The following is a 13,106-nucleotide window of genomic DNA, read 5'->3' as shown; positions in this document are numbered from 1 at the left end:
ATATATGAAATCATATTATAAATATCTGTTCATGGCACTTCTTGCAGTCTCTTGCGTGTCATGTAAAAAATACCTTGATGTTACGCCTGATAACGTAGGTACCATAGATTATGCCTTCAGGAACCGTAACGAAGCAGAAAATTATCTTTTTAGCTGCTACGCTACCTTACAACAATTAATTTACCCCCAAAATAACGCTGGTTTTACAACTTCGGCCGAAATTATTTTCCCGAATGACTTAACGGATAACCAGGGTATCGACCCAACCGGTTTTAACCTTATACGGGGCACCCAAAGTGCTCAAAGTCCCGGTCTTGATTACTGGGATGGTTATAATGGCGGGCAGGCTACCTTCAGGGCTATCAGGCGTTGTAATACCATGCTTGAAAATATTGATAAGCCGGTTGATTTAGGTGCGGATGAAAAAAAGAGATGGATAGCCGAGGTGAAGTTTTTAAAGGCATATTATCACTTTATTTTATACCGTATGTATGGTCCAATCCCTATTACGGATGTGAATTTGCCCATCAACGCTTCAACCGAACAGGTAAAGGTAAAAAGAGATCCTGCCGATTCTGTGGTAAACTACATGGTTAGGTTACTTGACCAGGCTACCCCGGATTTGCCTGCCGTAATTCAAAACCAGGCTAAAGAACTGGGCCGTATTACACAGCCTATAGCTTTGGCTGTAAAAGCGCAGATATTGGCAACTGCGGCCAGCCCATTGTTTAACGGCAACCCGGATTATACGGGTATTAAAAATAAGGATGGTAAAGCGCTGTTTACATCTGCTTATGATCCAACTAAATGGGATAAAGCAGCAGCGGCCTGTTTAGCGGCCATTCAATCGGCCGAGACAAATGGTAACAAATTGCACACGTTTATAGCGCCGGCAAATATCACCACCCTGTCTGATTCATTGAAAACCGTACTTGACCTGCAAACGGCCATCACCGAAAAATGGGATCTGAATACCGAAATCATCTGGGCCTTAAATCCGTATTTTCCTGGTCAAACCTATTGCGGCCCAAGGTTAACTTCAAAGGCGGCAGCCAACCCTCAATTCCAGGGAACATTTGCTGTGCCTATTTCTGAGCAGGAGTTATTTTACAGCGATAAGGGCGTACCTATCAACGAAGACAAAACCTTTGATTATACGAACCGCTATAGTTTGCAAACTGGTAATAGCGCGAGCCGGTTTTACATTGGCAACAACTATACAACCGTTAAAGCCCACTTTAACCGCGAGCCAAGATTTTATGCCGATTTAGGTTTTGACGGAGGCATTTGGTTTGGTAATGGTTTAGTTAGCCAGGAAAGCTTGTACTATCTGCAGGGACGTGGTAGCTCGGCTTTTGCAGGTCCTACAGATAATGTGAGGTTAAACATTACCGGTTACTGGCCCAAAAAACTGGTTAATTACTTAACCGTTTATGATGATGGTTATACTATTGCCGATTTCCGTTTGCCGCTTATCCGTTTGGCCGGTTTATACTTATTGTATGCCGAAGCGTTGAACGAACAGGGCAAAACATATAACGAAGTAGTCCCTTACTTAGATAAAGTAAGAGCCAGGGCGGGTTTACCAGGTGTTGTAAACGCCTGGAGCACTTATTCAAATAATCCAACAAAGTTTACTACAAAAGATGGTTTACGCCAGATTATACACCAGGAATCGCGCATCGAGCTTGCATTTGAATGCCAGCCGGGTTGGGACCTGCGCCGCTGGAAAGAGCTGCAATCAGTGTTAAGCCAACCATTACAAGGATGGAATATTTACGAGCCGGATGCTATAAACTACTACCGCCCAAGAACATTGGTATCTCCTGTTTTCAATGTTCGTAATTACCTGTGGCCAATATATAATGACGACCTTATAGTTAATGATAACCTTGTCCAAAATTTAAACTGGTAATCAACAGAATAGTGATCATCAACATATTAAAAGGTATGAAAAAGATAAAAAATTACGCATTGCTGCTTGTAATGGGTTTGATAATGACAAGCATATATGCCTGTAAAACCGATAACGGAGACAGGGAACCCATATCAACCGATAAAACAAAACCTGGTGTTATCACCAATGTTAAAGTAACTAATTACGAGGGAGGTGCTTATATAACCTATACGTTACCCAACTCTGATAATACACTGTATGTATCGGCCCAGTACGAGATAAGGAAGGGTGTTACAAGACAAACCAAATCATCATATTACTCAGATACGGTAAATGTTGAAGGGTTTGCCAAAGAGGCCGATTACGATGTAACCTTGTACACTGTGTCGCGCTCAAACGTGCAATCAGATCCGGTAAAGGTTACGGTACATCCAAAAACACCGCCCTATATTTCAATTAAAAGTACCACCGCTTTAACAGCCGATTTTGGCGGGGTAAACGTGGTGGCCTTAAATCCATTGAAAAAAGACATAGGGGTTATTGTAACCGCCTTTGATAAATCAACCGGGCAAATGGAAATACAGGATCAGCATTACACTCAATCCGATACCATAAATTACTCGGTACGAGGTTATAATACAGATCCACGTAACTTTGGCGTGTACATTACAGATAGGTTTGGCAATATATCTGATACCCTTAAACAGGCTATTACCCCCTTGTTTGAAGAGCTTTTGGATAAAAGTAAATTCAGCGTATACCAGTTACCTACCGATACCGAGATAGGTTATGGTTGGGTGCTTCCAAACCTTTGGGACGGAAAAACCGACGGTAACTCTGCCGGCTGGCATACCAACCCAGGCCATACCGCACCGTTTGTGTGTACTTTCAATGTTGGTTTAAGCTACAAGCTAAGTCGTTTTATAATCTGGGAACGTCCGGATCAATACGCTTTTGGACATGGTAACCCACGCAAGTTCACTATTTGGGGTTCAAATGTGGCATCGCCTAAAGATGCCCAGTTACCGGCATCATCGCTGGTAGGTACGGTTGTGGGCGATTGGACTAACCTGGGTAACTATACTTATCCTAACCCGCCATCGGGGCTACCACCGGCGCTTCACAATGCTGCTGATAACGCGTTTGTGCTGGCTGGGGTTGGCTTTAATATTCCGCTTACCGCGCCACCGGTTCACTTTATACGTGTAGGCGTTAACGAAACATGGTCGGGCGGTAACTTTGCCCACATTATGGAGCTTTCATTTTATGGTAAACCTCAATAGTAATTAAAACATGAAAAAGATTATATTATTACTAATAGGCTGCGTAACATTAGCCACGTGGTATGGTTGCCAAAAAGATAACCACGCTACAGATTATAAAAACTTTTACAACGGTCACGAAATTGTTTACACAGGCGCTGTTGGTTTGGCCATTATACAACCGGGCAACCTGGAAATTGGTTTAAAATGGAAAGCAAGCAGCGATCCAAGCATTGTTAAGTACGTTGTTTATTACAACAACAAAGCCGATTCGCAGGTGGTAGCCGTATCCGGAAAAACAGATACCATCAGAACCGTAATTAAAGGTTTATCTGAATATACCTACTCATTTACTATTTATTCTTATGATGCAAAAGGCAATAAGTCAATTCCTTATGAATTAAATAACGCCAAAGTTTATGGCCCTATTTATCAGTCTACTTTATTAAACAGGGCGTATAATGCTAATGCGCCATATACGGTAGATGCTAAAGGAAATGTTACCCTTAACTTTATTACGCCGGATACCATTAACGTTGGCACTAAAATAAAGTATACCAATAGGGCGGGGCAGGTAGTTACCAAAGTTTTAAGCGCGGATAGCTCCTCAATAACTATCCCTGATTACAAGGGGGGTACAGCGCTTACCTATAACTCAGGGTACATTCCGCAGCGTACGGCTATTGATACTTTTTATGCGTCGAGGTTTGATACCTTCCCAACCGTTTTAGGTTATGCCATGTGCGATAAATCGCTGTTCAAGAAAGTGAAATTGCCTAATGACATGAATCCATATGAAGGGGATACCGATATAGATAGGTTATGGGATGGTTATACCACGCCGCAAGGTTATCCGCAAATTTTCCATAGCGATGGCGCGCACCCGTTACCGCAAACTTTAACTTTTGATATGGGTAAACTATACAATAAACTTACCCAGGTTGAGGAAATTGGTCGTAACTGCTGCCACAACCCTAATGATTACGAAATATGGGGCATAGCCGATATTACCAATGCCGCTACAAACCTGCAACCAAATGATGCCGGTTGGAAAGCGGAAGCTATTGCAAAAGGCTGGAAATTATTAAAAGAAGTTAAACGTACCGATGATGGCCAGGCGCCATTAAAATCGGATTTGGATAATGTTAATACGCCAATCCGTTACATCCGTGTAAGGGTTATCCACAACGCTGATAATGAAGGCAGCTATACCAACATGACCCAGGTATCATTATTTTACGATGTGCTTAACTAAAGCTTAAAAGTTTAATTGTTTATAATTAGAATAGATGGAAGGAAATGTTCCCGGGTAGTAATGCCCGGGACTTTCTTTTTTTATAGAATATCATCGCTGTTTATCACACAAAATTTACACCTGTTACTATAATTTCATAGTAATTTGCCAAGATCGATGTTAAACGCAGCCCCTTTTATATAGATATTTAAGACATTCAATTTAAACCAAACATGATTAAAAAGATACTTTGTATTACCATTTTAACGCTTGGTTTTTGTGCTGCAAAAACAGTAAAAGCGCAAAACAAGCATGCTACACTACCCCGAAAAGATTTAACCATTTGGGCCGATAAGCCAGCCAAAACCTGGATGACCGAAGCTTACCCCATGGGTAACGGGCGCTTTGGAGGGATGGTTTTTGGCGGCGTGGCACAGGAACATATCCAGTTTAATGAGATCAGCCTGTGGACCGGCGACGAAGAAGATACCGGCGCCTACCAGGATTTTGGCGATCTTTTCATCAGCTTTAAAGGTAAAGATACCAGCATGGCCATCCCTGCCAACTATACCCGTAAGCTGGATATTAGCCAGGCTGTGCAACGTATAGCTTACACCGATGAAGGCATTACTTACAAGCGGGAATACTTTTGCAGCTTGCCGGATAAAGTAATGGTACTGCATTTTACTGCAGATAGAAAAGCAGCTTACTCGGCTATTATTGGTTTAACAGATGCGCATGGCTCAAAGGTAACAGGCGGTAGTAAAGGTTTACAGTTTGAAGGTAAATTAGTAAACGGCCTGGCTTACCAGGCATCAATAGTAGTAAAAACAGAAGGCGGTACCGCTAAGGTAGAAAGCGACGGCAAAGGCGGTTCGCAACTAAATATCAGCAGTGCCGATGGATTTACCATCCTTCTTTCGGCGGCAACGGATTACAGCAACAAACGTGACCAACACTGGTGCGGCGAAGCACCAGCAACTAAAATAAAACGTGATCTGGCTGCCGCATCGCTTAAAACTTACGATGAGTTATTGCGTACTCATGTGGCAGATTACCAGGGTTTGTTCAATCGTGTGGATCTTAGCCTGGGGCAAACGCCTAAAGATATTACATCGGCAACAACTTATTCGCGCCTGGCAAATTATCATAAACAAGCTGACCCGCAGTTGGAAGCTTTGCTATTTCAATATGGCAGATATCTGCTTATCAACTCATCGCGCAAAGGCGGCTTGCCGGCCAACCTGCAAGGCCTTTGGAACGATAGCAATAACCCGCCATGGCGCAGCGATTATCATTCCAACATCAACATACAAATGAATTACTGGCTGGCCGAGCCAACCAACCTGTCTGAAAGCCATATCCCTTATCTCGATTATATCAATAGTATTCGCGAAGCAAGAAAGGTAAGTACACAAAAAGAATACCCCGGCGTTCGCGGTTGGACGGTAAAAACTGAAAATGGCGTTTTTGGCGGCGGCAGTTATTTATGGAATACGCCCGGCAGCGCCTGGTATGCCCAGGGAATTTGGGAGCACTATGCTTTTACCAGGGATAAAAACTACCTGCAAACTTTTGCCTACCCTATATTAAAAGAGATAGTTGAGTTTTGGGACGATCATTTAAAACGCCGCCTTGATGGTACTTTGGTATCGCCGCTGGGATGGTCGCCGGAGCATGGACCTACCGAGGATGGCGTAACTTATGACCAGGCTATTGTTTATGACCTGTTCACCAATTACGTAGAGGCTGCCGATATTTTAGGTACCGATAAAAGTTACCGCGATCATGTGGCCGATATGCGCGAACATCTGCTTAAACCTAAAATTGGCAAATGGGGCCAGCTACAGGAATGGGAAACCGATAGGGACGATCCTAACGATAAGCACCGCCATTCATCAAACCTGTTTGGCCTGCATCCGGGTAAACAGATCAGTACCATAAAAACGCCCGAGCTGGCACAGGCAGCCAAAGTGAGTTTAACCGCGCGTGGTGATATATCAACTGGCTGGTCGATGGCCTGGAAAATGAACTTTTGGGCACGCTTGCAGGACGGCGACCACGCTTATAAAATTCTGAACAATTTTATTACCCTTGTTGGCAAGTCGGGTGTTAATTACGATGAGGGCGGCGGCGTATATTCTAATTTATTCTGCGCGCACCCGCCGTTTCAGATTGATGGTAACTTTGGCTATACAGCCGGTGTTACCGAAATGCTGCTGCAAAGCCAAACCGATGAAATTCAGCTACTGCCTGCCTTGCCAAAAGCATGGCCAACCGGCAATGTGAAAGGTTTAATAGCCCGTGGCAATTTTGAAATATCTATGGATTGGAAAGACGATAAAGTTACCAGGCTTATTGTTAAATCACGCGCCGGCGGCATTTGTAAATTGCGTGTTCCAAACGCTTTGAAAGCCGATTTTGCAGGTATTAATGTAGGCACAACCGGCGCCGATCACCAATACAGTTTCCAAACCCAGGTTGGTAAGGCTTACGTCTTTAAAAGTATCGACTAAATAATGGCTACAGTTTATCGCGCTGCATTTCCGCGCTACAGTTATTTGCTACTATCTGTTTTTATGCTTGCCTGGCATGCGCGTGCATCCGCTCAATCGGCCGTTGGTTACCATGGTGTTAACCAACGGGTTGCTTCAAAAGGAAGTGCAGCTTATTACGTAAACCCGGTTAAGGGCGATGATAACAATGCCGGCTCAACTCCGCAAAAGGCCTGGAAAACATTTGCGCATGTAAATAGGATTGCCTTAACCGCCGGTGATAGGGTTATCATTACCGGGGGCGGCGATATCAGGGAGTCTTTATTTTTAGTTGGCTATGGCAATAGCGAAAAACATGTGAAAGTGATGTTTGGGCCGGGTACTTATAATTTTTACCCCGAAACAAGTTTTAAAAAACAGCTTTTTATTACCAACACCAATGATGATGCCTATACGCCCAAAGCTATAGCGGTTTATATTGATAGCTCACAATATGTAGATATTGAAGCCAACGGCGCTAAGTTTTTGATGCGGGGTAAAATGATAGAAACCTGTGTTGATCATAGCCAGAACATTAGTTTACATGGCATTACTTATGATTATAAACGCCCTACAGTATCTGAATTAAAGATATTGAAAACCAGTGCTGATTATGCCGATCTGCAAATTCATCCCGACTCAAAATACAGCATCAAAGATAGCCTGCTCACCTGGGAAGGGGAGGGTTGGCGTTGTAAACCAATCTGGTTGTGGCAGGAGTTGAATACGCAAACCAACGAATTGCAACGCAAGGACATCAGCATGGACAACTTAAAGTATGCCGAAACCGGTAAAAACCAGGTACGGGTATATTTTAAAACCAACCCTGGCTTTGTACAAAATTTTATTTATCAAAGCAGGGATATCACCCGCGATTGCAGCGGCATCTTTTTAGTGCGCAGCAAAAATCTGCAATTAAAAAATATCCACATCAACTTTATGCACGGCATGGGTGTGGTAAGCCAGTTTTGTCAAAATCTCTCGCTCGATTCTGTATTGGTAAAACCCGCGGTTGGTTCCGGTCGCACCTGCTCGGCCTGGGCAGATATTTTGCACTTTTCGGGGTGTAGGGGTAAGATCATTATCAGCAATTCGTATTTATCGGGCGCTAATGATGATGCTGTCAATATCCATGGTACCTACCTGCGTATTGTTGAAACGCCAAAACCTAACCAGGTTTTGCTGCGCTTTATGCATGGGCAAACTTTTGGTTTTGAGGCTTTTGTGGTAGGGGATAGCGTAGGCTTTATTCATTCCAAAACATTGCTGCAATACGCGCAAAATGTGGTAACAGAAGTAAAACGGGTAAATGATAAAGATATCCTGCTTACGTTGAAAAACGCGGTAAGCCAAAGCCCCGATTCGACAGATGTTATCGAAAACATAACCTGGACGCCCGAAGTTTGGATTCACCAAAATACCATAGCGCAAATCCCTACCCGGGGCGTGCTGGTAACTACCCGCCGTAAATCTGTTATCGAAAACAATGTTTTTCTGCGTACCCATAACAGCGCCATTTCGGTAGCCGATGATGCCGCGAGCTGGTATGAATCGGGCATGGTGAACAATATGCTCATCAGCAATAATAAATTTAATTTATGTGGTGAACCTGTTGTGCTTATTGAACCGGAAAACACTTTGGATGCTCCCCAAAAAGTGCATAGCAATATTGTAGTTGCCCGTAACTGGTTTCAGTTGCAAGCTTCAACTGCGGTATCGGTGAAAAGTACATCAAACATTAAGGTAACCGGTAATTATTTCAACCTTTCAGACGCATTGAAAAAAGCGGAGGATTTAGTAAAGTTTAAAGATTGTGTTAATACGGAGGTATCGGATAATAAGATAAGTGTTGAAAAGAGATAGGGTTTACAGGGAAATCGCTTTTAGAATTTTATAGCGCATTTTGGGCTAAAGCCATTTTGCTTATTGCTTTTTTTCCGCCCCATAAATGGGACGGCAATGAGTTTTCAGATAGCTTTCAAAGTTGATTTTCTTAACTCATTGCCGTTAAAGAAAATAAATATAAAGGTGGCCTTAGCCCAAATTGCATAGCTGGGTTTGAAAAACGGATTTCCCTGATATGGTTTATGAGCATAGTATGAACTAACCAAGGGACGACTCACCCGGTCTACGCTGCGCTGGACCACCCTCTCTCCGGCTAAAGCCGCAAAGAGGGTAGGGGAAATAATGCAAAAAATTCCATGCCCCTCTATGCGACGAAGTCGGAGAGAGGGGCAGACGAGCGTAGCGATGTCGGGGTGAGTCGTCGCCAAAGTACAGAGCGTATCTTATTAATAAATTATCAGCGGATTATCCATCTTTTTAAAGGCTTTATCCATTTTTTGAAAGCCAATAAGCAAATACATTTACCCTAACCAATAATAACAAATTCAGGTAAATGAAGCGCTTTTATAACATCTATCCCGGGCCATGCTATGTCATAGTTCAGGAATATTTGTTGGGGCAAAACACCAATAAATTAAACCAATTAGCTCATTTATCAATAATAGAATAGTCAATGTTAAAACGTAAATACACTGTTATTTTACTACTCTTAACCCTTGGTTTTGCATCTGTAAAAGCCCAGGAAAAAAACACCCTTTGGAATGGTTTTGAAAAGGTGCAAATGAGTGTAGCGGGTCATGATGCTTATTACGTTAAACCTGCGCATCCACTACCTGGTAATCCCTGGGTTTGGCGTACGTCTTTTCCTGATTGGCATACCGAGATGGACAATATCCTGCTTGCCAAGGGATTTTATGTTGCTTTTATTAATGTAGATAACCAATACGGCGCGCCATCAGCTATGAACGCCTATGAAGCTTTTTATGCCGAACTTACCCGTAAACACGGCTTTGCTACTAAAGCAGCGCTTGAGGCGGTAAGCAGGGGAGCCTTATACGCTTATGCATGGGCAAAACGAAACCCCGATAAAGTTACCTGTATTTACGCCGAAACCCCGGTTTGCGATTTTAAAAGCTGGCCCGCTGGTAAACTAAAAAGCCCTGGCGATGCGGGTTCATGGAACGAGCTGAAACAGGTTTACCATTTTACCGAAGAACAGGCTGTAGCTTATAATGATAACCCGATAGATAACCTGGAAGGCCTGGCATCCTTCCGTGTGCCAATTTTGCATACCATTAGCCTGGAAGACAAACTTGCCCCACCTGCCGAGAATAGCGATATTTTAGCTAAACGGTATATCGCCCTGGGCGGCCCTATCAGCATTCATCCCATAACGCAAGGTCCGCTGGAGTTGCAGGGGCACCATTTTACGGTAGACAGGCCGGCGTATTATGCCGATTTCATTTACAATAACTCGTACCCGGTTCAAAAAATATTACCCTATGCCGATTATGTTAAAACCGCGGGCGGCTTAAATAATTTTTACTACGCGGTAACGGTTAAAAAGAAAGCTACCGTGTCTTTTCTGGGCGGTTCTATTACGTTTAATCCCGGCTGGCGCGATAAGATCTGTAAATACCTCAAAGAAACTTACCCCGAAACTGATTTCCATTTTATAGCGGCTGGCATCCCATCGCTGGGCAGTTTGCCGCATGCCTTTAGGGTACAACGTGATATTTTGGATAGCGGTAAAACCGACCTGATGTTTTTAGAAGCTGCCGTTAATGATCGTGGTACCGATAGTACTACCCAAGTGCGCGCGTTGGAAGGTATTGTACGCCATGCCAAACTAAGCAACCCCATGATGGATGTGATTATGATGGCCTTTGTTGATCCGCAAAAGATGGACAATTATGCTAAAGGGAAAGTATCGCCCGAATTATTGAACCACCAGTTAGTGGCCGATCATTACAACCTGCCTTATGTTAACCTGGCGCTCGAGGTAAATGATAAGATCAAAAACAAGGAGCTAACCTGGGCCGATGATTTTAAAGATATTCATCCCTGGTATCATGGGCAGGAACTGTACTTTGAAACCATGAAAACCCTGCTGCAGGAATGTGTTGCGGCAGACTATAAACAACCGGTAAAAACCAACCTGCCAAAGCCAATTGATAAAGCCAGCTATAACAACGGCAGCTACTACAATATTAATAACGCGCAATTGGGTAAGGGCTGGTCCATAGACCCGAAATGGAACCCGCGCGATGGTCTTTCAACCCGCCCTGGTTTTGTTGATGTGCCCATGCTGATAGCTACCCAACCCGGCAGCGAACTAACCCTGCCGTTTAAAGGTACAGCCGCCGGCATAGCTGTTGTAGCCGGACCGGACGCCGGGATCATATCCTATTCGGTTGATGGCGGAGCTTACAAAGACCTCGACCTGTTAACCGAGTTTTACAGCTGGATTCACCTGGGCGTTTATCACCTGCTGGCCGATAACCTGCCCAACGGTAACCACACCATTAAAATAAAAATAAGCGACAAAAAAAATAACCAAAGTAAAGGTAATGCCTGTAGAATAGTTAATTTTTTTGTGGGGAAGTGAGTTGATTGAGTGGTTGAATAGTTTGGTTATGCAAATAATAGTCTGTTTAAAAATGATAAAAAGATCGTCATTGCGAGGAATAAAACCGGCGGGCTTTGAAAGTGGATATGACAGCATCAAAAAAAAATGGGGTCATGCTGAGCTTGTCGAAGCACGCGGGCGAAGGCCTCTGCGCGCGAGTCTTCGACAGGCTCAGACTGACAGCCCTCTTTGTTTTTTACAACTTGTCATGGGGGGGAGGAACGACGAAGCAATCCCCCAATTACAGAGCGGATTTGCACGGTGACTCTGTGGATCGGGGATTGCTTCGTACCTCGCAATGACGGCTGTGTATGTGTTCAATGGGGTAAATGAAGTATTTAAATAAATTTAAGCAGCTCCTCAATCAACTCAATCCAACTTAATCAACCTAATCTAACTTAAACTATATGAAAAGAAAAGTAGGGCTGATAACAGCCTTTTTATTAAGCACCTGTTTGACATTTGGCCAGCTCAAAACGCCTAAAGCGGCGGTTGATGAATTTATGGATAAACGGTTTGGGATGTTTATTCATTTTGGCCCGGTTACGCAGCGCGGAACCGAAATTGGCTGGAGCCGTAATGACCAGGTGTCCGAAGATGATTATGATAACCTGTACAAAGAGTTTAATCCTACCTTATTTAATGCTGATGCCTGGGTAAAAGCGGCCAAGGATGCCGGTATGAAATACCTGGTAATCACCGCTAAACACCACGATGGATTTTTGCTGTGGCCAAGCGCGTTTTCGGATTATAATGTATCCAAATCGCCATTTAAACGTGATATAGTTGGCGAACTGGCCCGTGCCTGCAAAAGCCAGGGGATGACTTTTTGCATCTATTGTACTGTGCTTGACTGGCACGATAAGGATTATCCTATTGATAACCCGCATCACCCGGAAATAAATGCCCGCCCCGGCGATATGACTGCTTTTAAAACCCGCATGAAAAACGAGTTGAAAGAGGTGATCACCAAATATCATCCCTTTATGCTTTGGTTTGATGGCTACTGGGAAAAACCATGGACGCAGGCCGATGGCAAAGAGATTTACGAATACATTAAAAGCGTGAATGTTAATGTGGTTGTAAATAACCGTTTGGGTAAAATAAGCGATAAATTGGGTGGTGATGCCGTGGGCGATTTTTTAACGCCCGAGCAAACCATTGGCAAACTTAATATGGATGAGGCCTGGGAAAGCTGCATCACCATTTGCAACCAATGGGCCTGGAAACCAAACGACCAGATGAAATCATTAAAGCAATGTATCCAAACCCTGGTAACATCTGCATCGGGTAATGGTAACCTGTTGTTTAACGTTGGGCCGGCAATGGATGGCCATATGGAGGCAAGGCAGGTTGCGCGTTTAAAAGAAATGGGTACTTGGTTAAAGCAAAACGGCGAAGCCATTTATGGTACCAAAGGCGGCCCCTATGTGCCCACTGCCGAATATGGCGCGACCCGCAGCGGCAACAAAATTTACATCAATGTTTTTCAGCGCAAGGATAGCACGCTTGATATTCCGCTGTTGCCTAATGCCAAAGTTTTAAAATCATATTTTTTAAATGGTAATGTGGTTGCCATGAAATCGGATAGTAAGGGGTACCATATAGAGTTGCCCGCTACTTTGCCCGACGAAAATTGTTCTGTAATTGTACTGGAACTGGATGTGAACGCTTTAGACATCCCCGTAATAAAATCATAAACTTA

7 protein-coding genes are annotated in these 13,106 nt (G+C 43.6%); all 7 read left to right on the top strand.

Annotation, left to right across the window (positions count from 1 at the left end):
• Positions 1 to 31: 31 nt before the first annotated feature.
• The gene (locus QWZ17_RS16500) at positions 32 to 1,915 is read left to right on the top strand and encodes a RagB/SusD family nutrient uptake outer membrane protein (RefSeq protein ID WP_290306378.1); all 1,884 of its coding nucleotides are present in this window, start codon (positions 32 to 34) and stop codon (positions 1,913 to 1,915) included.
• A gap of 35 nt (positions 1,916 to 1,950) precedes the next feature.
• Complete coding sequence (locus tag QWZ17_RS16495) at positions 1,951 to 3,180, top strand: DUF5000 domain-containing lipoprotein (protein WP_290306377.1); 1,230 nt, start codon at positions 1,951 to 1,953, stop codon at positions 3,178 to 3,180.
• A gap of 10 nt (positions 3,181 to 3,190) precedes the next feature.
• Positions 3,191 to 4,414, top strand: coding sequence for a DUF4998 domain-containing protein (locus QWZ17_RS16490; protein WP_290306376.1), 1,224 nt, complete (start codon positions 3,191 to 3,193; stop codon positions 4,412 to 4,414).
• A 212-nt stretch (positions 4,415 to 4,626) separates the two neighbouring features.
• Positions 4,627 to 6,909, top strand: a complete 2,283-nt coding sequence (locus tag QWZ17_RS16485; RefSeq protein WP_290306375.1) for a glycoside hydrolase family 95 protein — start codon at positions 4,627 to 4,629, stop codon at positions 6,907 to 6,909.
• Between the two features lie 3 nt (positions 6,910 to 6,912).
• Positions 6,913 to 8,790, top strand: coding sequence for an alpha-1,3-galactosidase-related protein (locus tag QWZ17_RS16480; protein ID WP_290306374.1), 1,878 nt, complete (start codon positions 6,913 to 6,915; stop codon positions 8,788 to 8,790).
• A gap of 655 nt (positions 8,791 to 9,445) precedes the next feature.
• Positions 9,446 to 11,380 (top strand): SGNH/GDSL hydrolase family protein, encoded by a 1,935-nt coding sequence (locus QWZ17_RS16475; RefSeq protein WP_290306373.1) that lies wholly within the window; start codon positions 9,446 to 9,448, stop codon positions 11,378 to 11,380.
• A gap of 428 nt (positions 11,381 to 11,808) precedes the next feature.
• On the top strand, positions 11,809 to 13,101 hold the full coding sequence (locus QWZ17_RS16470; protein WP_290306371.1) for an alpha-L-fucosidase: 1,293 nt from the start codon (positions 11,809 to 11,811) through the stop codon (positions 13,099 to 13,101).
• Positions 13,102 to 13,106 lie beyond the last annotated feature (5 nt).

Source organism: Mucilaginibacter flavus (assembly GCF_030409315.1).
Taxonomy (GTDB): Bacteria; Bacteroidota; Bacteroidia; order Sphingobacteriales; family Sphingobacteriaceae; genus Mucilaginibacter; species Mucilaginibacter flavus.
The sequence above is the reverse complement of the archived record's forward strand: the minus strand, read 5'-3'. Positions and strand labels throughout refer to the sequence as shown.

Excerpts from the sequence above, each read along its gene's own strand:
- QWZ17_RS16490 (WP_290306376.1), top strand. The coding sequence starts at position 3,191 with ATGAAAAAGATTATATTATTACTAATAGGCTGCGTAACATTAGCCACG.
- QWZ17_RS16500 (WP_290306378.1), top strand. The coding sequence starts at position 32 with ATGGCACTTCTTGCAGTCTCTTGCGTGTCATGTAAAAAATACCTTGAT.
- QWZ17_RS16480 (WP_290306374.1), top strand. The coding sequence starts at position 6,913 with ATGGCTACAGTTTATCGCGCTGCATTTCCGCGCTACAGTTATTTGCTA.
- QWZ17_RS16495 (WP_290306377.1), top strand. The coding sequence starts at position 1,951 with ATGAAAAAGATAAAAAATTACGCATTGCTGCTTGTAATGGGTTTGATA.
- QWZ17_RS16475 (WP_290306373.1), top strand. The coding sequence starts at position 9,446 with ATGTTAAAACGTAAATACACTGTTATTTTACTACTCTTAACCCTTGGT.
- QWZ17_RS16470 (WP_290306371.1), top strand. The coding sequence starts at position 11,809 with ATGAAAAGAAAAGTAGGGCTGATAACAGCCTTTTTATTAAGCACCTGT.
- QWZ17_RS16485 (WP_290306375.1), top strand. The coding sequence starts at position 4,627 with ATGATTAAAAAGATACTTTGTATTACCATTTTAACGCTTGGTTTTTGT.